The following is a 23,617-nucleotide window of genomic DNA, read 5'->3' as shown; positions in this document are numbered from 1 at the left end:
AGCTATGCTCTGACGTACATTTTTTTGCAGAGAGGTTTGAGCTATGGTCAAAAGAATAAAGCTTCGCACACTGCTAATAGGGGGATGTATTACCCTCTTTTTTCTTGTTCTGCTACTTAAGGTATTTTGGATTCAAGTCGTGAGTGGGGAACATTGGCATAATCTAGTAGTTACACAGGTAGAAAAAGATCAGGTGATTCAACCCAAGCGGGGAACCATCATGGATCGTAAGGGGAATGTACTAGCTGCGGATGCACCGGCTTATACGGTGGTTGTCAATCCTAGCATCATTCAGGAATATGACTTGGAGAATGAGGTTGTAGCCAAGCTGCATCAGCTACTCAAAACGCCCGAGGATGAGCTGAGAAGACATTTATCTGCAAAGGATAAAGAGGGGGAATACTTAAAAAACCGTGAGATTCGTAACGGGGGCTGGAAGGTAGACCCTGAGGTGAAAGCACAGGTGGATACGTTCAAACAGTATTTGAAGGATAAGTATGGGGTAATTGGAGCTGTGGACACTGTTCAGGAATCCAAACGCTATTATCCGGAAAATAAGCTGGCTTCTCATGTCCTTGGCTATCTACGAAAAGATGGTACAGCAGGTATGGGGTTGGAAGCCTATTATAATAAAGAGCTTTCCGGTACAGCTGGCAAGCTGCTTTATCAGCGGGACCGAAAGGGAGTTCCTCTTCAGGGATCGGAAAATATCTATGAGCCGGCTCAAAATGGGAAAAATTTAAAGCTGACGATTGATGATACGATTCAGTATTATATAGAGGATGCCATGCAGCAGGCGATAGCAACATATAATCCGAAAACGATGACGGTTGTAGCGGCTGATCCCAAAACAATGGATGTTCTCGGTATGGCGACTTATCCGAATTTTAATCCCAATACATATGGGAGTACACCTTTGGAAAATTTCCGTAATAATGCTACCCAGTCGATCTATGAACCGGGCTCCACGTTCAAGATAGTAACTTTGGCTGCAGCAGTTCAGGAAAAGTTATTTAATCCGAATGATACCTACCAATCTGGTATGATTCGCGTCGGAGGCTGGGATATTCGTGACGTAAGCCGTAACTGGGGAACATTAACCTACCTGCAAGGGGTCAAACGTTCAAGTAACGTCGGCTTCGTTCATCTGGGGCTCGATAAGTTGGGGGGCGAGAGGCTGAAGAGGTATATCAATAACTTTGGCTTTGGTGTGAAAACAGGCATCGATCTCCCAAGTGAGTCTACGGGTGCTATTACCTTCCATACCCAATACAAATCCGAAGTCGCCACGGCTTCCTTTGGACACGGACGTGTTCAGGTAACGCCAATTCAGCAGGTAGCAGCGATCTCGGCAATAGCTAACGGTGGGAAGTTGATGCAGCCTCATCTGGTGAAGGAAATTATGAACCCAGATACAGGCGAAGTGCAGACGATTCAACCGAAGGAAGTCCGCCAAGTAATTACTCAGGAATCTGCAACTCAGACAAGTAGCTACCTGGAACAGGTCGTGTCTGACCAGGAAATTGGTACGGGGCGTCTTGCCTATATTGATGGATATCGTGTTGCTGGTAAAACAGGGACGGCGACGAAAGTTGTCGGTAAAGTATATGACCATTCCAAGGATGTCGTGTCCTTTATTGGTTTTGCACCTGTCAATGATCCGAAAATAGCCGTCTTGGTCGTCATGGATGAACCTAACAAATCGGTAGGCGGCGGTACAGCAGCAGCGCCTGTGTTTAAAAAAATTGTGTCCCAATCGCTGCAATATATGGGAGTTCCTAAAACGGGAACCAAAACGAATAAATCAGATGGGGCTGCAGTAAAAACGGTGAATTTACCAACGGTACCACAATTAACAGGCCAAGTGAAGAAGGACGCGCAAAATACATTGCTCAAACAGGGAATTGCTTACGAAACGGTAGGTAAAGGCTCCAAAATTGTCCGTCAATATCCTGAAGCAGGCGTCAAAATGAAACCAGGGCAGCGTATTTATTTGCTGACTGAGGATAGTGCCAACATGACAATTCCTGACTTTACGGGTGTGTCTTTGCGTGACACACTTCAAGTCTTAACACTGATGAAGGTTGGCGTTCAGGTAACCGGTGAAGGGTATGTTGCTTCTCAAAAGACACAAATGGTAAGTGGCAAGCGGATCGTCAGTGTGACGCTTATGCCAGCCAAAGAAACAGTGACCGGCGTGAAGCTAGAGGAAGCACAGGACTCGACCACTGGAGTTGCAACTAACCAGTCAGGCAACTCAACGGGAACAGCGACCGATTCTAAAACCAAAACCGGTGCTACGGCGAATGCTGGAACAAACACGGTGGCTCCTAAAGGAGGAATATCTGCAATAGCAGATGAGAAAAGCGCTGCCGCAATTAAAGGCGAAGATAACTGATAGCTTGTTCTAATGTTCGTTCTTTTGAATATTCATGAGGTAAGACATGTCATGAGTATTTGAGGAACGGAGGGGGCGCGTTTGAAAAAATCTAACGTGACCATGCGGCGCAGGCTGGTATGGGGGCTACTGGGGTTGTTTGTACTGTTTGCGGCCTTGTCGATCCGGCTCGCCTATGTTCAATTGGGTAAAGGAAGCGAGCTTTCAGCCAAGGCTGAAGATTCGTGGCGCCGCAATATTCCTTTTGCCGCCAAGCGTGGCGAAATTTTGGATCGGCAGGGGACTGCGCTGACTTATAATGTCAGCTCGCCGACGGTCATGGCGATACCAGTACAAATCAAGGAGCCGGAAGAAACGGCACGCAGGCTGGCACCCTTGCTGGATATGAGTGAGGATAAAGTGCTCAAGCTGATTACCAAACGAACAGCAAGCCAAAAACTTCAGCCCGGCGGACGAAAAATTACGATGGAGAAAGCCCAAAAAATTCGTGATTTGAAGCTGCCGGGTATCGTTGTTGCTGAAGACAACAAACGCTATTATCCTTATGGTGATCTGGCGGCTCATATTCTTGGGTTTACAGGAATTGATAATCAAGGGCTGACAGGGGTAGAGAAGCAGCAAAACAGCAAGCTTCGGGGAATCGACGGGAGCATCGCGTATTTATCAGACGCAGGTGGCCGCTTGATGCCTGGCTCATCTGAAAAGTACATTGAACCGAAGGATGGACTAAATCTGCAATTAACCATTGATAAGTCAGTGCAGTCCATCATGGAACGTGAGCTTGACCAAGCCATGGTCAAATTTCAGGCGAAGTCCGCGCTGTCTATTGCGATGGACCCCAAGACGGGGGAAATATTAGGCATGGCTGGACGACCCAGCTATGAGCCAGCGCTATACAAGCAATATGCGCCTGAAATTTACAATCGAAATCTGCCAATTTGGATGACATATGAACCTGGGTCTACTTTTAAAATTATTACACTGGCCGCTGCCTTGGAAGAAAAGAAGGTCAATCTCAAAAATGACCGTTTTTTTGATCCGGGATATATTGAAGTCGGTGGAGCACGCCTGCGTTGTTGGAAAAAAGGCGGGCATGGCAGCCAGACCTTTCTTCAGGTAGTGGAAAACTCTTGCAACCCCGGCTTTGTAACGTTGGGACAACGCCTGGGCAAAGAAACATTGTTCAAATACATTCGCAATTTCGGCTTCGGCAGCAAAACAGGAATTGACATGATTGGTGAGGGCAATGGCATTTTGTTCAAGCTACCTCAGGTGGGACCTGTAGAGCTGGCTACTACGGCTTTTGGTCAAGGGGTATCTGTCACTCCGATTCAGCAGGTAACGGCCGTATCGGCAGCAATCAATGGCGGTAATCTTTACAAGCCTCACATTACCAAAGGCTGGATTCAGCCTGGAACGGGAAAGATTCTAGAAAAAGTGGAGCCACAATTGGTGCGTAGGGTGGTTTCAGAGGAGACTTCCCGACAGGTAAGAGAAACGCTGGAAAGTGTCGTCGCTAAAGGTACAGGTCGTCCTGCCTTTATTGAAGGTTACCGGGTCGGCGGTAAAACGGGTACAGCACAAAAGGTAATTAATGGACGGTATTCTTCCTCGGAGCATATTGTATCCTTTATTGGTTTTGCTCCGGCGGATGATCCGCAAATCGTCGTCTATACTGCTGTCGATAACCCGAAGGGGATTCAATTCGGCGGGGTGGTTGCTGCGCCAATCGTACAAAATATTTTAAAGGATGCGCTGATTGCCTTGAAAATACCACCTCGCACCAATCAAATTGCCAAAGAGTACAAGTATGGCGAAAATCCGATTGAAACGGTGCCCGATCTGGTAGGTGCCACTGCAGCTGATTTATATGAAGATATGAATATGAACTTTATGCTCGTGAAATCCGGGTCAGGCCAGACGGTTGTGAGTCAGGCGCCGAAGCCGGGCGCCAGATTAGAGCGGGGATCAACGATCCGTATATATATGGGGGATTGATAGGTTCTTTTTATACCATACTATGAATAATGAGAGAGCAATGGAGGAATGAAAGATGCAGCTTCAACAATTGGCTTCACTGCTGGCCGTCTCCCGTGTGGTGGGTGACGGTACAGTGGATTGCCGAGGAATCGGGGCGGATTCACGTCGCGTGCAGCCAGGAGACTTATTTCTGTGCTTGCCCGGTTTTACAGTAGACGGACATGACTATGCTGGGCAGGCCGTTGCGTCCGGGGCATCTGCTTTGGTCGTAGAGAGAGAACTGGATGTACCTGTTCCGCAGCTTGTTGTTAAGGATGCGCGACATGCGATGGCGGTTTTGGCGGATTATATGTTTGATTCACCAAGCCGCCGCATGCGCATGATCGGCATAACTGGAACGAACGGGAAAACAACGATAACATATCTGATCGAAAAAATTATGAATGACGCTGGGGTAAACACTGGGCTGATAGGTACGATTCAAATGCGTTATAACGGTCAGTCTTATCCTATGTCCGGTACTACGCCTGAAGCGGTAGAACTGCAACGTTATCTTGGGAATATGGCAGAGCAGGGGGTTCAGTGCTGTGTCATGGAAGTATCTTCACATGCGTTGGAGCAGGGTCGCGTCAAAGGAACAGATTTTCGTACCGCTATATTTACAAACCTGACTCAGGATCATCTGGACTATCACAACACGATGGGGGAGTACCGTGCTGCAAAAGGGCTTTTGTTTTCCAGATTGGGGAACACCTTCTCTAGCGATACATCCAATAGTAAATATGCTGTTCTGAATGCAGACGATCCAGCCTCTTCCTATTTGCAGGCTCAAACTGCGGCCCAAGTGATTACATACGGCGTGGAAAAGGACTCGGATGTGCAAGCTTCTCGTATCACTATAAGTGCCAAAGGAACCTCCTTCCATGTATCCACTTTTAAAGGAGATGCTGACATTGAGCTTCGAATGGTAGGCAAGTTTAATGTGTACAACGCACTGGCAGCCATTTCAGCTGCTTTGCTGGAAGGAATCTCGCTCTTGGATATCAAGCGGAGTCTGGAATCAATCGCAGGCGTGGATGGACGGGTAGAGCCTGTTGATGCGGGTCAGTCCTTTGCTGTAATTGTTGATTATGCCCATACGCCGGATGGATTGGAAAATGTTCTGCGCACCGTAAAGGAATTTGCGGTTGGCAAAGTATGGTGTGTATTTGGATGCGGTGGAGATCGGGATCGTACAAAACGTCCGTTAATGGGGAAAATTGCTGCACGATACAGCGATCATTCCTTTATTACTTCCGACAATCCGCGAACAGAAGATCCGCTGGCGATTTTGCAAGATATCGAACAAGGGTTGATTGATGAAGGCGTACCTGCCGAACGTTATGAACTGATCGTGGATCGCAGAACTGCAATTCATAAAGCTGTTGAAATGGCAAGCCCTGACGATGTAGTATTGATTGCGGGAAAAGGTCATGAGACTTACCAGTTGATCGGAAACACGGTGCATGAATTTGACGATCGCATCGTAGCCAAAGAAGCGATAAGGGGTTTATCCAAGTGATGAAAAGAACAATCGGTCAGATTGCATCCATGTGTGGAGGGACACTTCACGCAGAGGCAGATGCCGAACGGATGGTTGAGGGCGTTTTTACAGATTCACGCAGGCCACAGAGCCTGGGGTTGTTCGTTCCACTCGCAGGTGAACGATTTGATGGACATCATTATGTTCAGCAGATCATAAGCGATGGAGGGGCTACCGCGTATTTATGGCAAAAGGATCATGGAGCACCCCCGACCGTGAATGCTATTGAGGTTGAGGATACGTTAGAAGCCCTTCAGCATCTAGCAGCCGCATACTTGCGAGAAACTGGCGTTTCTGTCGTCGGAATCACGGGAAGTAACGGCAAGACGACAACGAAGGATATTGTAAATGCTCTGCTCGGCACGACTTTTAAAGTACACAAAACCGAAGGAAATTATAACAATCATATCGGGTTGCCGTTAACGGTACTGTCCATGCCGCAGGATACAGATATAGTGATTCTGGAGATGGGTATGAGTGGGCGCGGAGAGATCCGTCTGCTGGCTAATATTGCTCAACCAGATGTAGCTGTCATAACCAACATTGGCGAATCGCATTTACTTCAGCTTGGTTCTCGCACTGAAATTGCTCGTGCAAAGCTGGAAATCGCAAGTGGGATTAAACCCGGTGGATTGCTTATCTATAATGGGGATGAACCACTACTTCCACAAGTGTTGGCAGAGCCTGAAACGGTCAAGCCTGAAGGATTAAAATTATTCACGTTCGGGTTAGCTACGGACAATGATGATTATCCAACTGAAATTACTTCGGATGGAGAAGGCAGCTTATTCATAACAGCCCAATCCGGCCAAGAGGCTTTCCGGCTTCCCCTACTTGGACAGCACAATGTTGTAAATGCATTGGCGGCGCTGGCAGTAGCACGTCATTTCAATGTGGATGTAGACCATATACGTAAGGGATTGTCGTCTTTAAAGCTGACGGGCATGCGCATTGAAGTCGTGAAGTGTGCGGATGGACTTACCGTGCTGAACGACGCTTACAATGCCAGTCCAGCTTCCATGAAGGCAGCAATTCAGACGTTGTCTGCATATAAAACGGCTGGACGTAAAATTGCCGTGCTTGGTGATATGCTGGAACTTGGAACTGAAGAAAAGCAATTCCATGAGGAAATTGGGCGGTTTGCTGCAGAGCATAACCTAGAGACAGTGTTTACCTACGGTGAGTTGGGCGCTTCAATTGCGCAGGGTGCGCGTGAGACGATGCCAACTGGTAACGTACATGCTTATGCAGATAAGCAAAAGCTGACCCAGCATTTGCAGACTTATCTCCATGCCGATGATATTGTGCTGGTTAAGGCATCCAGAGGGATGCGATTAGAAGAAATTGTGGATGCGCTGAAAAACGGTCCGCTACAGAACTGATGTTGACGAGAGGGAGACTCCCATGGATATTCAATTATTACTGCTGACGATCGTCGTATCGTTTATACTGGCGGTCATTGCCGCTCCATTGCTCATTCCGCTGCTGCGGCGAATGAAATTCGGCCAGCAGGTCCGGGATGACGGGCCGCAAAGCCATCTTAAAAAAATAGGTACGCCTACAATGGGTGGTATCGTAATTCTGCTGGCTTTTACGCTGACCTTTCTTAAGTTCTCAGCTATCAAAAATACGGACTTTTACGTTCTGCTGGTTGCTACACTCGGTTTTGGACTAATCGGCTTTCTGGACGACTATATCAAAATCGTATTTAAACGCTCGCTTGGTCTAACGGCGCGTCAAAAGCTGTTCGGGCAGTTATTGTTTGGAGCGATTATGAGCTGGCTTCTGATTAGCAATGATCACAGCACAGCAATCGGCATCCCGGGCACATCATGGTCATTTGATTGGGGCGGTTGGTTTTATTATCCGTTCATTATTATCATGATGCTGGCGATTAGCAACGCAGTCAATTTTACAGATGGGCTGGACGGGCTGCTGTCCGGTACAAGTGCGATTGCATTTGCTGCTTATGCTGTTGTGGCAATTCAAGCAACCTCGCTTCCGGCTGCCGTTTGCGCAGCGGCCATGATTGGCGCTGTACTTGGTTTTCTCGTATATAACGCTCATCCTGCCAAAGTATTTATGGGTGACACCGGCTCGCTGGGAATCGGCGGCGCCATAGGTGCCATTGCCATCGTTACAAAAAGCGAAATTTTGTTCATCATTATCGGTGGTGTATTTGTAATCGAAATGTTGTCCGTGGTCTTGCAGGTAGCCTCCTTTAAAACACGTGGCAAACGTATTTTCAAAATGAGCCCGATTCATCATCATTTCGAGCTGTCCGGCTGGTCCGAATGGCGCGTAGTTATTACATTCTGGGCTGTAGGACTGCTGTTGGCAGGACTTGGACTTTATCTCAACAAGGGGTTGTAGACAAATGAATCATCCAGACGCATACCGAGATCAGGAAGTTGTCATTATCGGTCTGGCCAAAAGCGGCGTACAAGTTGCCAAGGTGCTGCACCAGGCCGGTGCCAAGCTCATAGTTAATGATAAAAAAGATAGGGAACAATGTCCCGAAGCTTCTGAATTAGAGGCTTTGGGAATTTCCGTTTTATGCGGGGGGCACCCGGAAGGGCTGATTCATCCTGGAGTGAAGCTGGTTGTCAAAAATCCAGGAATTCCTTACACAGCTCCTCCCGTACAGAAAGCTGTCGAGCTCGGCATTGAGGTTGTGACCGAAGTTGAAGTCGCCTACCATCTATGTAAAGCTCCGATCATCGGAATTACGGGCTCCAACGGAAAGACGACTACGACTACTTGGGTGGGCAAGTTGTTGGAGGCATCCGGTATGAATCCGATTGTGGCTGGTAATATCGGTACGCCATTATGTGAGGCGGCTGTGGACGCCAAGTCGGACGAGTGGATGGTTGTGGAGCTGAGCAGCTTTCAGTTAAAAGGAACAAAGGACTTCAAACCCGCTGTAGCCTGCTTGCTCAATGTAGCTGAGACCCATTTGGACTACCACGGAGGCATGGAGGACTACATTGCCTCCAAGGCACGTCTTTTCGCCAATCAAACAGCGGCAGATACTGCTGTGGTGAACTGGGATGATCCCGTCTGTCGAGAGCTTGTGCCCTATATTCAAGCAAAGCTACTTCCTTTCTCCATGACGGAACGTTTGCAGGAAGGGTTGTTCGCTGACCCGCCATACATACCGGATGTGACGGATGATATTGAAAGAAATATCGTTTATCGTGATGGCAATGGGGTACTGCATCCCATTATAGGCGTCAGCGATATTGGTTTACCGGGTCGTTTTAACGTAGAAAATGCTCTGGCTGCTTGTGCAATCGCCATTGCCGCAGGCGCAGAACCAGCAAAACTAGCGGAACCTCTAAGTGCTTTTCGCGGCGTAGAACATCGGCTTGAATATGTTTTAGAACACGCTGGAGTGGCTTATTACAACAATTCCAAAGCAACCAATTCCAAAGCGACCATGATGGCCTTATCTTCCTTTAAGGAGCCCATTGTACTCATTGCCGGAGGATTGGATCGTGGCTCTGATTATGCGGAGCTTGTACCGTCCTTGCAGGAAGGTGTGAAAGCCGTTGTGCTCTTGGGTGAGACACGGCATAAGCTGGCAGATCGGGCCCGCCAGGCTGGAATAGAGCATGTCAAGGTCGTCGATAATGGGGAGGATGCCGCCGCTACGCTCGTGGAGGCTGTATACAAGGCAGCTGAACTTGCTGAGACGGGAGACGTGGTATTACTCTCACCTGCCTGTGCAAGTTGGGATATGTTCCAATCCTATGAAGAGCGTGGACGTATTTTTAAAGAGGCGGCGCATAAATTGTAAGTAGGGGGGTTGGATAAGCCCCTACTTTTATGCAAGGGGTGGCCTCCTGATGAAACAATCTCGTCCGGCGCCAGATATATGGCTTTTCGTCTGTATTGTAAGCTTGTTAGCCATCGGCATGGTTATGGTATACAGCGCGGGCGCCGTCCTCGCTTTTCACGAGTACGGGGACTCCTACTATTTTGTTAAACGGCAATTGCTGTTTGCGGGGCTTGGCCTTGTAGCCATGTACTTTACTGCCAGAACGGACTATCGGATTTGGCAGAAATATGCCAAGGTCGTATTGTTGATCTGTTTGGCGCTACTGGTCGCCGTTTTAATTCCAGGCATTGGTGTAGTAAGAGGCGGGGCACGAAGCTGGCTCGGTATTAGCTCTTTTGGCATTCAGCCTTCCGAGTTTATGAAGCTAGGCATGATTCTATTTCTATCTCAATGGCTCAGTCGTCCTGACTATGATATTAGCTCTTTTACGCGTGGCCTGTTGCCCCCGCTTGGGCTGATGGGGCTGGCTTTTGGGCTTATTATGCTCCAGCCTGACTTGGGCACAGGCACGGTAATGATGGGAGCATCCATGCTGATCGTATTTACCGCAGGCGCACGTATGAAGCATCTTGGTCTACTGGCCTTGTCGGGGGCAGCGGGGTTTGCTGCACTGATTGCAGCTGCCCCTTATCGGCTCCAGCGTATTACTGCGTTTTTGGACCCTTGGTCAGATCCGCTTGGTGCGGGTTATCAAATAATTCAGTCGCTATATGCTATTGGTCCTGGTGGATTGGCCGGCCTGGGGCTCGGTATGAGCCGGCAAAAATACAGCTACGTTCCTGAACCACAGACGGATTTTATTTTTTCCATATTGGCGGAGGAGCTTGGTTTTATCGGCGGAATGACCGTGCTGGGGCTTTTTTTGGTCCTTGTTTGGAGAGGGATGCGTGTCGCTATAACCATTCCGGATACCTATGGCAGTTTGCTTGCGGTGGGAATTGTCGGGATGGTTGCGGTACAGGTCGTTATTAATATTGGTGTTGTTATCGGACTAATGCCGGTAACAGGAATAACACTGCCCTTAATCAGCTATGGAGGTTCTTCATTGACCTTAATGCTAACTGCTTTGGGCATTTTATTGAATTTATCACGTTATGCGAGGTGAACGTTTATGCGCGTCGTGTTGAGCGGCGGCGGTACTGGAGGGCATATTTATCCAGCATTGGCCGTAGCCAGACAGTGCGAAGAAATAGATCCAGACGCTGAATTTTTATACATTGGCGGTCAACGAGGACTTGAAAGTAAATTGGTTCCTCAGGAAAAAATCCCGTTTGAAGCTATTGATATCACAGGATTTCGTCGCAGCTTGTCTGTGGAAAATATAAAAACGATCATGCGCTTTTTCAAAGGAGTTCGCAGGTCCAAAGCATTATTAAAGAAATTTAAGCCAGATATCGTTATTGGGACAGGGGGATATGTATGCGGCCCTGTCGTCTATGCAGCTTCCAAGTTGGGAATACCTAGCATAATTCATGAACAAAATGCGATTCCTGGGCTGACCAATGCATTTCTGAGTCGCTATGTGGATACAGTGGCTGTTAGCTTTGAAGGCTCGGAAGGGGCTTTTCCCAAAGCTAAAAATGTACTATACACTGGGAATCCGCGTGCTACAACAGTTCGTTTGGCTAACCGGGATCGGGGATTTGCTACTATAGGGGTTCCGATGAATAGCTCGGTTGTCCTGGTAGTTGGCGGCAGCAGAGGGGCGAAGGCCATTAATGATGCCATGATTGCAATGGTGCCGCAACTTTCGCAACTGAAAGACGTCCATTTTGTATATGTAACTGGCGAATCTTATTATGAGCAAACGCTGGAAAGCATCCGAAATCAGATCGGCTCATTGCCCAATCATTTACATGTGCTTCCCTATATTCACAATATGCCCGAGGTGCTGGCTTGTACCTCTTTAATCGTTAATCGCGCTGGGGCGTCCTTCTTGGCAGAGATTACCTCATTGGGCATTCCGTCCATTTTGATTCCATCACCCAATGTGACGAATAACCATCAGGAAGCTAATGCTCGTACACTTGAAAAGGCAGGGGCTTCGGTCATGATCACAGAAAAGGAATTAAGTGGCCCGGCTTTGTTTCAATCTATAGCGGAAATTATGAAGGATGAGGCAAGACGGAGCCGAATGGCGGAGTTGGCATCTGCGCTTGGCAAACCTGACTCAGCAAATATTTTAGTAAAAGAAATGGAGCGTCTTGCCCATAAAAGGTAGTCCGCAGCGCAGATTTGGGCGGTTGTCACACACCGGACGGTATTTACATAGGATACCCTATAGATTGTGACCATCACCCAGGCTGCCGGTTGTCAGGTGAGAGCCTTATAACTGTGCGGGGCAAGCAACAAGGAGGTTTCAGTACAATGCAGCAATGGATGCCATTATTAGCGGAGCATGATATCGGAAAAGTGCTGGAGCATGAGCCGCTGTCCAAATATACGACGTGGAAGATTGGAGGCCCTGCGGATGCGCTTGTGATCCCGGATACCAAAGAGCAGTTGGCAAGGCTTTTGAAGCTGGCTAGCGAGCACGCAATTCCCTGGATGCAGTTGGGGCGGGGTTCTAACATGCTCGTCTCTGACAAAGGGATTCGGGGACTGGTGATCAAGCTGGGACCAGGATTTGATTATGTTCGTTTCGAAGATGAACAGATCGTTGCTGGTGGAGGCGTTTCACTGGTCAAACTGTGTGTTATGGCTAGCAAGCAGGGGCTGTCGGGCCTTGAATTTGCTGGTGGTATCCCAGGATCGGTCGGTGGGGCTGTTTACATGAACGCCGGTGCCCACGGGTCTGATGTGTCACAAATATTCCAGTCCGCTGAGATTGTGCTGGATACAGGGGAATTGGCTGTGTACAATGCCGAGGATATGCAATTTAGCTATCGTCACTCCGTGCTGCATGAGCAACGTGGAATGGTGACAGAGGCAGTGTTCCAGATGAAGCGGGGGGACCGAGAGGAAATCTCAGCAGCACTTGCGGCTTTTAAAGACCGCCGTAGGCTGACCCAGCCGCTACAGTTAGCTTGTGCAGGAAGCGTGTTCCGTAATCCACCTGGAGACTATGCTGCCCGGCTTATTGAAAGCGCAGGTCTCAAAGGCTTGAAGGCAGGAGGCGCTGAGGTATCTGTACAGCATGCTAATTTCATTGTAAATACCGGTCAAGCGACAGCAGAGGACGTGCTTACCCTAATGAAGCATATTCAAAGTACAATATCATCTCAAACCGGCATCAAGCTAGTTCCGGAGGTTTTCGTAGTGGGTGAGCGGTAAACTCGGAGGTGATACATTGGACAAATTGGTGATTGAGGGAGGCCGTCCCCTGTCAGGCACCATACGTATCCATGGGGCAAAAAATGCGGCACTACCTATTCTTGCAGCAAGTTTACTTGCCCAAGGCAAGGTGGAAATTCGGAATGTCCCCCATCTTTTAGACATTAAGGTCATGCTGCGTATTCTAGAAAGACTTGGTTGCACATGCCGACATGAAGAGGAAACGGTATATGTGGATACATCGTCCGTCCGAACGTTCCAAATTCCTGAGGATTTGATGAAGCAAATGCGGTCATCTATCTTTCTTATGGGACCGTTGCTCGCCAGATATGGAGAAGTTTCCATTTACCAGCCCGGAGGCTGCGCGATCGGCGAGCGCAAAATTGATCTACACCTGGAGGGCTTAAAAGCCCTTGGGGCAGAGATTGAGGAGAAAGACGAGCAAATTATGTTTCGAGCACGCAAGCTGATCGGCTCAGACATCCACATGGATTTTCCGAGCGTAGGAGCAACGGAAAATATTATGATGGCTGCGGCGCTGGCCGAAGGACGAACAACAATTACCAATGCAGCGAGGGAGCCGGAGATTCAGGATCTTCAAAACTTTCTGAATGCCATGGGAGCCCGCATTATCGGTGCCGGAACAGACACCATTACAATCACGGGGGTCAGTCAACTCAATCCATGTACGTATGAGGTCATTCCTGACCGCATAGTAGCTGGAACGGTTATGATCGCAGCCGCTGCTACACGAGGTAGTGTGTCGTTGACACACTGCAACCCCTCCCACTTGTCTGCTCTGATTCACGTCCTCAGGCGGGCTGGTGTTCAAATCGGCATCCTGAATGATATAATGACCGTAAGTTGTATGAGCCGTCCCAAAGCGGTAGAGAGGATCGTCACCTCTCCTTACCCGTCATTTCCGACGGATTTGCAGTCTCAGGTCATGGTCCTGCTTTCTTTGGCGGATGGCTTTAGTGTGATGAAAGAGACAGTCTTCGAAAGCCGATTTAAGCATGTGGATGAACTGAATGTAATGGGTGCTGATATTACGGTCGATGCGAATGCTGCTTTTATAAGAGGGGTTTCTCGTCTGTACGGGGCTACAGTAGAAGCTACCGATCTGCGGGCAGGGGCTGCACTGGTTATAGCCGGTCTAGCCGCTCAAGGACGTACCATTGTTGAGCAGGTTCACCACATTGACAGAGGGTATGACCGGATCGAACGTCTTTTCCAGGGATTGGGTGCGCAAATGAGTCGTCAGTCTCCGGTGCCCGAGCAACTGGATTTCGTAAATTAATGCCTACAGTGTCCCTCCGTTAACGGGGGGACAAAGGGCTTTTGTGGAGAGAAGCTATGCCAAATGCTCAAATACCTGTTCTTAAAAAGAACAGAACGAAAAAAAGAACAAGCCGGAAGATTGCTATTCTTCTCATTTTGTTGTTTATTGTCCTGCTCGCTGTTCTCTTTTTCCGTTCTTCGTTGAGTAAGGTTTCTGAAATTCGTTTTGATGGTAATGTATTTTCGACCCGGGAGCAACTTCTCAATCGAAGTGGTCTGGCTGTCGGAGATCAATATTTCGGAGTCAGTGCATCCGACGTCTCTGAGAAGCTGCGGGAAATTCAGTCGATTCAGCAAGTCACAGTGGACAAGCAGTTTCCAGGTATCATTACGATTCACATTAAAGAGTTTGCTACGGTAGCTTACGAATTGCAAAGTGACGGGAGCCTGCGTGCTATTCTAGCGAATGGGACAAGCGTGGGTGTGGGAAGCAGTGGGATCGCGGTCGAGAAGCCTATTTTGACTAAATGGAAATCAGATGATCCCTACAAAGCGAAGCTGTGTGATGCATTATCACGCATTCCGGGAGAATGGACAGCTGATATCTCGGAAATCATACCTGCACCAATTCCGTCTTTTCCAGACCGTATAAAAATGTACACGCGTTCCCAGTTTGAAGTTATTACAACCGTTTCGCTGTTGAACTCTAAAATTAGCTATTTGAACCAGGTACTAGAAACAGAAGATCCTGGTGTGATCACAATGCTGGAGGCGGATTCCTACGTTCCCTTCAAACCAGATACGAGCGAAGAGAGCCAAGAAAAAGATACTACTCAGTGATGTGAAAAAATGCTAGAATTGATTTTATGGGTAATAGACTTGCCTCCTTCTTTTTTCTTCAAATTTTTATGTGACTGCAACCATAAATTGGCTTCTAAAAAATTTGTAGAAAAAAGAGGGAAAGCATGGAGTATGTTGAATATGTACAGAGTGTGTTTAAAGAACGAAATTCATTTTGGAGTCAGGAGGTGCCACAGACTTGAGCAACAATGACATCATTGTTAGTTTGGACATCGGTACATCCAAAGTTCGGGCTATTATTGGGGAAATGAATAATGGAACCTTTAATATTATTGGAGTTGGATCTGCCGACTCGGAAGGGATTCGCAAAGGTGCAATTGTAGACATTGATCAAACCGTGCAATCAATCCGTAACGCCGTGGATCACGCAGAACGCATGGTTGGTATTCAAATAACAGAAGTGTATGTGGGGATTTCAGGCAATCATATTGGTCTGCAAAATAGTCATGGCGTAGTAGCCGTATCCAACGAGGACCGCGAAATCGGTGAAGAGGACATTGAGCGTGTACTGAAGGCAGCGGAAGTAATCGCCGTACCACCGGAGAGGGAAATTATTGACGTGGTAGCCAAGCAGTATGTCGTGGATGGTCTTGAAGGAATTCAGGACCCTCGTGGTATGATCGGTGTTCGTCTCGAAGTAGAGGCTACGATTGTTACTGGAGGCAAGACCCCAATACATAATCTGTTGCGCTGCGTTGAGAAAGCCGGCTTAAGGATTAAAGATCTCGTCTTACTGCCCCTTGGAGCTGGACAGTTGTCTCTTTCGAAGGATGAAAAGGTGATGGGTTCCGTGCTAGTGGATATTGGTGCAGGTTCTACGAATGTGGCCATTTTCCAGGAAGGAACGATTGTAGCCACATCAACACTCCCCATCGGCGGAGAATTTGTAACCAATGATATTGCCTACGGACTGAGAACCCTTACCGATCAAGCCGAAAAAGTTAAACTCAAATACGGCTGCGCTTGGTATGATGATGCAGCAGCCGATGTTGTCTTTAAGGTTACCCGTATCGGCAGCAATGTAGATAAGGAGTTCAACCAACAGGATTTGGCTGCTATTATCGAGCCGAGAGTACAGGAAATTTTCCAACTCATTCAGGCGGAAGTTAAGCGCTTGGGTTACACAGAGCTTCCGGGGGGCTATATACTTACCGGAGGTACCGTCTCCATGCCTGGTGTACTTCAGGTGGCACAAAGCGAACTAGCCGCTTCTGTAAGGATCGCTGTACCTGATTTTATCGGTGTAAGGGATCCGGGATATACGAGCGGAGTTGGTATCTTGCATAATGCTATCCGTTACTATCGCGGGAGATCGACTAGTGTTAGCAACAGTGGCAGTAGTACCAAGAAGCCGACTAACCGAACCAAGAGCAGCAGTCCCGTTGCGGAAGGCGAGCAAAAGCAGGGGTTGATTGAACGCTTAAAAAATATGTTCAGTGAATTTATATAACGTTCATTGCTAATTATGCCAATCATGGACGGGCCATCCATGCACATTGAGGGGGAGATGGAATAGTATGTTGGAATTTGATTTTGAGATGGAGAGCTTGGCTCAAATTAAAGTGATCGGCGTCGGAGGCGGCGGCAGCAATGCAGTTAACCGAATGATCGAAAATGGAGTTCAGGGTGTAGAATTCATTACCGTCAATACAGATGCCCAGGCACTTCACTTAGCGAAGTCTGAGCATAAGCTTCAAATTGGTGATAAGCTGACTCGCGGTCTCGGTGCCGGGGCTAACCCTGATGTGGGTAAAAAAGCGGCTGAAGAGTCGCGTGAGCTCATTATGAATACGCTCAAAGGCGCGGATATGGTATTCGTAACCGCGGGAATGGGTGGCGGTACAGGAACCGGAGCGGCCCCTGTCATTGCTGAAATTGCTAAGGAATGCGGTGCGCTGACTGTAGGCGTGGTAACCCGACCATTCACATTTGAAGGGCGTAAACGCTCCAATCAAGCTGAACTTGGCATTGAGGGATTAAAAGAAAAAGTAGACACCTTGATTGTAATCCCGAATGATCGTTTGCTTGAAATTGTGGACAAGAAAACCCCAATGCTGGAAGCATTTCGTGAAGCAGATAATGTTTTGCGTCAAGCCGTACAAGGTATTTCGGATTTGATCGCTGTACCGGGTCTGATCAACCTTGACTTCGCTGACGTAAAAACGATCATGACGGAGCGTGGCTCCGCGTTGATGGGAATTGGCGAAGCGACAGGTGAAAATCGTGCGGCTGAAGCAGCGCGCAAGGCTATCATGAGTCCGTTGCTAGAGACGTCCATAGAGGGTGCGCGTGGTGTCATTATGAACATCACTGGCGGCACCAACCTGTCTTTGTACGAAGTCAATGAAGCGGCTGAGATTGTTACATCGGCTTCCGATCCGGAAGTGAACATGATTTTCGGTGCGATCATTGATGAAGACTTGAAAGAAGAGATTAAGGTTACCGTGATCGCTACTGGCTTTGAAGGTAAACCGAGCCAGCCAGCACCAGGACGTAGACCAGCTGCTAACCCAGCGGCTTCCGAAGCAACGGAAAAGTCCTCTCCTAATCTGCGTCCATTTGGTAACTCACAAAGCAGTGACCAATTGGATATTCCGACATTCTTACGTAACCGTTCACGCAATAATAATAACGATAACTAGTTCAAATTCAGAAAGCCCGCATACTCCTTGGAGATGCGGGCTTCTTTCTGTTTTCTCCCCATTCCGCATGGTCAGTCCCTTCTCCTCTTTCCGACAAAATTAGTCGGACCCCGTCCCCACCGTTAGACAGACTTTGAACTGTATGACTACTATACTTAAGCCTATCCTGCAAAATGCTGGGCGGGTGAATCCTTGGTTGTTTATATCGACTTGATATTTTTGGCCAATTTGCTCATTGATGCTGTGTTGCTAATGGTTACCGCCTGGATGAGAAAAATCCGTCCGGTGTGGTGGCGATTGATGACCTCAGCTGGAATTGGTGCAATGTACGTAGTCATGATGTTTGTGCCGGAGTTGTCATTTTTATTTACGTTTCTAATTAAGTTGGCCTTATCGGTCATCATGCTGCTAGTCGCCTTTGGCTTTGGCAGCATGCAAAAGTATCTTCGTACAATGGGTGCCTTTTACATGATCAATTTTGTAGCTGCAGGTGGCATTTTGGGGATGCATTATTTTCTCCAAAATACGGGTGAATTGTTTAATGGCATCTGGTACACCGCTTCAGGTGGAATGTCTTTTGAATTGAAAATCGCATTCTGGTTTATTTTATGCGCATTTGGCGGAGTGATGCTCTTCTTTCGTATTGTTCAGTCCTCCAAGCAGCGCACCGAAAGGATGAGTGGCTTTTTGGGGCAAGTACAGGTGTGGATTGGGCAGGACCATATTGAGTGTACAGGCTTGTTGGATACAGGCAACCAACTGCATGATCCTTTGACCCGAACCCCAGTGATGGTCATGGAGGCGGCTTTGTGGGAATCGTATCTACCCGCCTCCTGGCTCCGAAAATGCTCTGAGGGTAATGCTGACCAGCTAGTGATGGATCTGGGGGAGGAATCGTTCAGCTGGCAGGATCGGGTTCGTCTCGTCCCTTATCGTGGGATTAACCGAAGTCATTCCTTTATGCTCGCACTCAAACCAGATCGAGTAGAGGTGGTGATGAATGGGGTCCATTTTGTACATCATCGAGTGCTGATTGGCTTGGACGGGGGAAAGTTATCGGCAGAGGGCAAATACCGTGCCATTATCCATCCAGATGTGACGGCACACGAAGAGGGGGAGGCTGATACAAACCTGAAACGAGAAGTATATGCTAGGGATCATTTTACTGAATCAGGATAATGGAGAAGAGCACAGGACAAGGTTTACAGACGAGGAGAAACATTCAATGCTGGAATGGACGGAGCTCAGCAAGGCTTGACTTGCACTATTTTCAAAAGGGGGAGAATGATATGAGGGAACAAATGAATTTAAAAATGAAATTTAGACTAGCATTACAGCTGCAATATTATCGTATTTTATTTTTATTCGGGTTGAAAAGTGAAGAAATTTATTACATTGGCGGTAGTGAGGCGCTCCCCCCTCCATTGACAAGAGATGAGGAAGAGTATTTGCTTGGAAAGCTTTCTTCTGGAGATGCAGCAGTACGGTCGATGCTCATCGAGAGGAATTTGCGGTTAGTCGTGTATATTGCCCGTAAATTTGAGAATACGGGAATCAATATTGAGGATCTTGTATCCATCGGTGCTATTGGACTGATCAAAGCGGTGAACACTTTTGATCCAGAGAAGAAAATCAAACTTGCTACTTATGCATCTAGATGCATTGAGAATGAGATATTAATGTATTTGCGTCGCAATAGCAAAACGAGAACAGAGGTTTCTTTTGATGAGCCGCTGAATATTGATTGGGACGGTAATGAGCTGTTGCTTTCTGATGTGATGGGCACGGAAAATGATACCATTTACCGTAATATTGAGGAGCAAGTAGACCGTAAATTGTTGCATAAGGCACTGGATAAGCTGACGGATCGAGAGCGTTTGATTATGGAATTGCGCTTCGGCTTACAAGACGGAGAAGAGAAGACACAGAAGGATGTTGCCGACCTGTTGGGTATATCGCAATCGTATATTTCGCGTCTGGAAAAACGGATTATAAAGCGCTTACGAAAGGAATTTAATAAAATGGTATAATGCTTGGGGATATCCGGAAGCGATGGAAACGGCGAATAAAAAAATGCCCTCAGGAGATAATGTACATTAATGTTGCTCCTTGGGAGGTAAGACACGATGACCCGAAACAAAGTGGAAATTTGCGGTGTGGATACTGCCAAACTGCCGGTATTAACCAATGCAGAAATGCGTGAGCTGTTCACATCACTTCAGCAAAATAATGAACGATCAGCCAGAGAAAAATTGGTCAATGGCAATCTCCGGCTCGTCCTGAGTGTAATTCAGCGTTTTAACAATCGGGGGGAGTTTGTGGACGATTTGTTCCAGGTTGGATGTATCGGCCTAATGAAGGCGATTGATAATTTTGACCTTTCGCAAAACGTAAAGTTCTCCACTTATGCGGTGCCGATGATCATCGGAGAGATTCGCCGTTATTTGCGGGATAACAATCCGATCCGCGTATCCCGTTCCTTGCGGGATATTGCATATAAGGCGCTTCAGGTGCGGGACAGTCTGACAAATCTGAACTCGCGGGAACCAACGATTTTTGAAATATCTGAGGCGCTGAATGTGCCTAAAGAAGATGTGGTGTTCGCATTGGATGCAATTCAGGACCCGGTTTCGCTGTTCGAGCCGATATATCACGACGGGGGCGACCCAATCTATGTGATGGATCAGATCAGTGATGACAGAAATAAGGACGTCGCATGGATTGAGGAAATTGCTCTCCGAGAAGCGATGCATCGCCTGGGCCAGCGTGAAAAGATGATATTGTCTATGCGCTTTTATGAAGGAAAGACGCAAATGGAGGTTGCCGACGAAATCGGCATCTCTCAAGCCCAGGTTTCGAGATTAGAGAAGTCGGCTATACAGCAAATGCAAAAGCATGTAAAGTCCTAAATGAAATGAGCGAACTGCTTGAACGATCCAGTGATAAAAACGATCCCTTGCGGATCGTTTTTGCGTTTACAGGACATTTTTTAGGCTCTTCCACTCATATAGTGAAATAAAGGATGTGATGCGTGTGAGTGCACCGGAAACGTCAGTAAGAGCCATGAAGATTTCCGAATTTCAAACCAAGGATGTCATTAACATTGTAGATGGACGACGTCTGGCACAAATCAGTGATTTGGAGATTGACGTACGACAAGGGAAAATTGAAGCGATTGTAGTTCCGGGGAGCAGCCGATTCATGGGCTGGTTTGGAGGGGGAAGCGAATTGGTTATTCCGTGGCGCAACATTGTGAAAATTGGCTCGGATGTTGTACTTGTACGACTGGAGGGATTGCATGAGCCACCAGATGAAAGGGAGGAAAAATCGTATATCGAACGTCAGGAACGGAATGACCGACGGAGCTTTTGAACAGCAGGTACTCTTAATTTAGTATGTTGTGAAGACACAGCGGCGGCTTTTTGGTACACTGGGCAGTAGAGGTGAGAGCGAAATGGAACCGTTTATAGTGAATACTGGGGCTACAGGGACTACGCCCATGCAAGATGGCGGACGTCCCGTGCCGGAGTTGTTATATATTCAATCCTGGAAGCAGCAGGTTCAGGGATTAACAGCGGGTTTTACAGGGCGTCATGGCGGTGTCAGCGAAGCGCCATACGACAGTTTGAACTGTGCGTTTCATGTAGGGGATGACCCTGAGAAAGTCATTCGCAACCGCCGATTGGTTGCTGAGCAGCTTGGCTTTGCTGCCGAAGCGTGGACATGTGGTGAGCAGGTTCATGGCAATCATGTTGCTATTGTCCAGGCTGCTGATCGCGGGCGTGGCTTTCTAGATCGTGCATCGGCCTTTCAGGGCACAGATGGACTTTTGACGAATATACAGGGCATTTTGCTGACGTCCTTTTATGCTGACTGTGTACCATTATATTTTTGTGATCCCGTGCATCGTGTGATTGGGCTGGCGCATGCAGGCTGGAAGGGAACGGTTGCGGAAATTGCGTTGAAAATGGTGCAGACCATGCAAACCGAATATGGATCTCAACCGTCCGATATACTAGCAGCTATTGGTCCTTCCATTGGTCCTGAATCCTATGAGGTAGATGAGCATGTGATGAACCAAATTCGGGTTTTAGAGCATGATTGCCCGGGTAATGATAAATGGGAAGGTTCTGTTTATTTCCCCTTAATGAGCGGAAAAACACTACTCGACTTGAAACAATGCAATCGACACATTATGATGAAAGCAGGAATATTGCCGAGCCATATCGAATGTACTACCTTGTGTACAAGTAGCCGCAGCGATTTGTTTTTTTCGTATCGCAAGGAAGGCGGCGTTACAGGAAGAATGGCGAGCTGGATTGGTCTGGAAGAGAGGTGAGTCCTCCCGTGTCTTTGGAGGAACGAATTAAAGAAGTCAACGCCCGTATTGAAGCGGCATGTGCCCGCAGCGGACGTTCGCGTGATGAAGTAAATGTGATCGCTGTCACGAAATATGTTTCGGCGGCGGCAATGGCATCGGTATTGGATAACGACTTGGAGCATGTGGGCGAAAATCGCTGGCAGGATGCTGCGGATAAATGGAGCAAGTTGGGTGACCGGGGAACGTGGCATTTTATTGGTCATCTCCAAACGAATAAGGTTAAAGATGTAATTGGAAAATTTAAATTTATACATTCGCTTGATCGCTTATCGCTCGCTCAGGAATTGGACAAGAAGGCAGCAGCACTGGGACTGCGAGTTCAGGCTTTTGTGCAGGTCAATATTTCCGGAGAAGTCTCAAAATATGGCTTATCTCCCGAGGCGGTTGCCCCCTTCTTGGAACAAATTCGCGAGTTGAAACATGTGGACGTCATCGGCTTGATGACGATGGCTCCTCATGAGGAGAACCCAGAACATACTCGACCTGTGTTTCGAGGGTTGCGCGAATTGCGTGATCAGTTAAATGGACAAGCCTTGACTAGAGAACCTATCGTTCACTTGTCTATGGGGATGTCCAATGATTTTGAAGTGGCGGTTGAAGAAGGAGCGACCTGGTTGCGGCTTGGTTCCGTACTGGTCGGAGGAGAGGAGGATTTTCAGTGGGCGTAATGAATAAGTTCATGAACTTTCTGGGGCTTCAGGAAGAAGAGGAAGTTATAGAGCGAGAGATTATGAATACGCCGGAAGATCAAGAAATTGAAACCCCAAGCTTTGATAAACGTAAGAACCAGAGGGGCACGAATGTTGTGAGTATCCATTCACAGAAAAATGTGAAGGTTGTTCTGTATGAGCCGCGTTCTTACGATGAAGCACAGGAAATCGCCGATCATATCCGTTCACATCGCACCGTCGTGGTTAACCTGCAACGAATTCGCAAGGATCAGGCTCTACGTATCATTGATTTTTTGAGTGGTACTGTGTATGCACTGAGTGGCGGCATTTCCAAGGTCGGTAACAATATTTTTCTGTGCACACCGGATACGGTTGAAATTCAAGGCTCCATTACAGAAATACTGGCTGACACTGAACAAGAACTTAACAGAATGAGGTGAGCTTTTCTTGATCGAGGTAATTTACTGGCTATTTCAGATTTATTCGTACATGATCATTGCATATGTTCTGCTGTCATGGCTTCCTAATGCCAGAGAGAGTGTGATCGGTGATTTACTTGCTAAATTTGTGGAACCGTATTTGTCTCCTTTCCGCAGGTTTATACCGCCCATCTTCGGGATGATTGATATTTCACCTATTATAGCGCTGATTGCGCTGCGTTTTGCATCGTATGGTTTGATTTCTTTAATTGGCAATTTCGTCTAGGA

Annotated in this window: 21 protein-coding genes; all 21 read left to right on the top strand. The window is 47.6% G+C overall.

Features of this window, described 5'->3' with window-relative positions; all coding sequences use genetic code 11:
* Nucleotides 1–43: 43 nt before the first annotated feature.
* The 21 genes from FKV70_RS18265 to FKV70_RS18165 all read left to right on the top strand — a co-directional run bounded on the left by FKV70_RS18265 (nucleotide 44) and on the right by FKV70_RS18165 (nucleotide 23,615).
* Nucleotides 44–2,398 carry a penicillin-binding transpeptidase domain-containing protein gene (locus FKV70_RS18265; RefSeq protein ID WP_142613754.1) on the top strand — a complete coding sequence of 785 codons (2,355 nt, stop codon included), beginning with the start codon at nucleotides 44–46 and terminating at the stop codon, nucleotides 2,396–2,398.
* 81 nt (nucleotides 2,399–2,479) lie between these two features.
* Complete coding sequence (locus tag FKV70_RS18260) at nucleotides 2,480–4,396, top strand: stage V sporulation protein D (RefSeq protein ID WP_063210136.1); 1,917 nt, start codon at nucleotides 2,480–2,482, stop codon at nucleotides 4,394–4,396.
* 55 nt (nucleotides 4,397–4,451) lie between these two features.
* On the top strand, nucleotides 4,452–5,939 hold the full coding sequence (locus FKV70_RS18255) for a UDP-N-acetylmuramoyl-L-alanyl-D-glutamate--2,6-diaminopimelate ligase (protein WP_063210137.1): 1,488 nt from the start codon (nucleotides 4,452–4,454) through the stop codon (nucleotides 5,937–5,939).
* Entirely contained in the window at nucleotides 5,939–7,342 is a 1,404-nt protein-coding gene (locus tag FKV70_RS18250) for a UDP-N-acetylmuramoyl-tripeptide--D-alanyl-D-alanine ligase (RefSeq protein WP_142613923.1), read from the top strand. The genes FKV70_RS18255 and FKV70_RS18250 overlap by 1 nt, the downstream gene beginning before the upstream one ends.
* Before the next feature lie 22 nt (nucleotides 7,343–7,364).
* Nucleotides 7,365–8,333, top strand: coding sequence for a phospho-N-acetylmuramoyl-pentapeptide-transferase (gene mraY / locus FKV70_RS18245; RefSeq protein WP_063210139.1), 969 nt, complete (start codon nucleotides 7,365–7,367; stop codon nucleotides 8,331–8,333).
* A gap of 4 nt (nucleotides 8,334–8,337) precedes the next feature.
* The gene (gene murD / locus FKV70_RS18240) at nucleotides 8,338–9,759 is read left to right on the top strand and encodes a UDP-N-acetylmuramoyl-L-alanine--D-glutamate ligase (RefSeq protein WP_142613753.1); all 1,422 of its coding nucleotides are present in this window, start codon (nucleotides 8,338–8,340) and stop codon (nucleotides 9,757–9,759) included.
* A gap of 49 nt (nucleotides 9,760–9,808) precedes the next feature.
* The gene (gene spoVE, locus FKV70_RS18235; protein ID WP_013372090.1) at nucleotides 9,809–10,906 is read left to right on the top strand and encodes a stage V sporulation protein E; all 1,098 of its coding nucleotides are present in this window, start codon (nucleotides 9,809–9,811) and stop codon (nucleotides 10,904–10,906) included.
* A 6-nt stretch (nucleotides 10,907–10,912) separates the two neighbouring features.
* The gene (gene murG / locus FKV70_RS18230; protein ID WP_063210142.1) at nucleotides 10,913–12,022 is read left to right on the top strand and encodes an undecaprenyldiphospho-muramoylpentapeptide beta-N-acetylglucosaminyltransferase; all 1,110 of its coding nucleotides are present in this window, start codon (nucleotides 10,913–10,915) and stop codon (nucleotides 12,020–12,022) included.
* A 146-nt stretch (nucleotides 12,023–12,168) separates the two neighbouring features.
* Nucleotides 12,169–13,074, top strand: coding sequence for a UDP-N-acetylmuramate dehydrogenase (gene murB / locus FKV70_RS18225; RefSeq protein WP_142613752.1), 906 nt, complete (start codon nucleotides 12,169–12,171; stop codon nucleotides 13,072–13,074).
* Nucleotides 13,064–14,374 (top strand): UDP-N-acetylglucosamine 1-carboxyvinyltransferase, encoded by a 1,311-nt coding sequence (gene murA, locus FKV70_RS18220; RefSeq protein ID WP_208738423.1) that lies wholly within the window; start codon nucleotides 13,064–13,066, stop codon nucleotides 14,372–14,374. The genes murB and murA overlap by 11 nt, the downstream gene beginning before the upstream one ends.
* A gap of 56 nt (nucleotides 14,375–14,430) precedes the next feature.
* Nucleotides 14,431–15,195, top strand: coding sequence for a cell division protein FtsQ/DivIB (locus tag FKV70_RS18215; protein WP_063210144.1), 765 nt, complete (start codon nucleotides 14,431–14,433; stop codon nucleotides 15,193–15,195).
* Between the two features lie 199 nt (nucleotides 15,196–15,394).
* Nucleotides 15,395–16,666 carry a cell division protein FtsA gene (gene ftsA / locus FKV70_RS18210; RefSeq protein ID WP_142613750.1) on the top strand — a complete coding sequence of 424 codons (1,272 nt, stop codon included), beginning with the start codon at nucleotides 15,395–15,397 and terminating at the stop codon, nucleotides 16,664–16,666.
* Between the two features lie 67 nt (nucleotides 16,667–16,733).
* Nucleotides 16,734–17,858, top strand: a complete 1,125-nt coding sequence (gene ftsZ, locus FKV70_RS18205) for a cell division protein FtsZ (RefSeq protein ID WP_019688024.1) — start codon at nucleotides 16,734–16,736, stop codon at nucleotides 17,856–17,858.
* 192 nt (nucleotides 17,859–18,050) lie between these two features.
* Entirely contained in the window at nucleotides 18,051–19,037 is a 987-nt protein-coding gene (gene spoIIGA / locus FKV70_RS18200; RefSeq protein ID WP_142613749.1) for a sigma-E processing peptidase SpoIIGA, read from the top strand.
* A 110-nt stretch (nucleotides 19,038–19,147) separates the two neighbouring features.
* Nucleotides 19,148–19,888: an RNA polymerase sporulation sigma factor SigE gene (gene sigE / locus FKV70_RS18195; RefSeq protein ID WP_044785336.1), complete on the top strand. Its 741-nt coding sequence runs from the start codon at nucleotides 19,148–19,150 to the stop codon at nucleotides 19,886–19,888.
* Between the two features lie 96 nt (nucleotides 19,889–19,984).
* The gene (sigG, locus tag FKV70_RS18190; RefSeq protein ID WP_142613748.1) at nucleotides 19,985–20,767 is read left to right on the top strand and encodes an RNA polymerase sporulation sigma factor SigG; all 783 of its coding nucleotides are present in this window, start codon (nucleotides 19,985–19,987) and stop codon (nucleotides 20,765–20,767) included.
* A gap of 124 nt (nucleotides 20,768–20,891) precedes the next feature.
* Nucleotides 20,892–21,230 carry a YlmC/YmxH family sporulation protein gene (locus FKV70_RS18185; RefSeq protein WP_142613747.1) on the top strand — a complete coding sequence of 113 codons (339 nt, stop codon included), beginning with the start codon at nucleotides 20,892–20,894 and terminating at the stop codon, nucleotides 21,228–21,230.
* A gap of 82 nt (nucleotides 21,231–21,312) precedes the next feature.
* Nucleotides 21,313–22,197, top strand: coding sequence for a peptidoglycan editing factor PgeF (gene pgeF / locus FKV70_RS18180; protein WP_142613746.1), 885 nt, complete (start codon nucleotides 21,313–21,315; stop codon nucleotides 22,195–22,197).
* Between the two features lie 8 nt (nucleotides 22,198–22,205).
* Nucleotides 22,206–22,907 (top strand): YggS family pyridoxal phosphate-dependent enzyme, encoded by a 702-nt coding sequence (locus tag FKV70_RS18175; protein WP_142613745.1) that lies wholly within the window; start codon nucleotides 22,206–22,208, stop codon nucleotides 22,905–22,907.
* On the top strand, nucleotides 22,898–23,350 hold the full coding sequence (locus tag FKV70_RS18170) for a cell division protein SepF (RefSeq protein WP_063210149.1): 453 nt from the start codon (nucleotides 22,898–22,900) through the stop codon (nucleotides 23,348–23,350). Before FKV70_RS18175 ends, FKV70_RS18170 begins: the two co-directional genes overlap by 10 nt.
* A gap of 7 nt (nucleotides 23,351–23,357) precedes the next feature.
* Nucleotides 23,358–23,615, top strand: coding sequence for a YggT family protein (locus FKV70_RS18165; RefSeq protein ID WP_063210150.1), 258 nt, complete (start codon nucleotides 23,358–23,360; stop codon nucleotides 23,613–23,615).
* The last annotated feature ends 2 nt before the right edge of the window (nucleotides 23,616–23,617 follow it).

Origin of the sequence: Paenibacillus ottowii (genome assembly GCF_006874425.1) — a bacterium.
Classification (GTDB): domain Bacteria; phylum Bacillota; class Bacilli; order Paenibacillales; family Paenibacillaceae; genus Paenibacillus; species Paenibacillus ottowii.
Note: the sequence above shows the minus strand (reverse complement) of the source record. Positions and strands in the feature narration are given on the sequence as shown.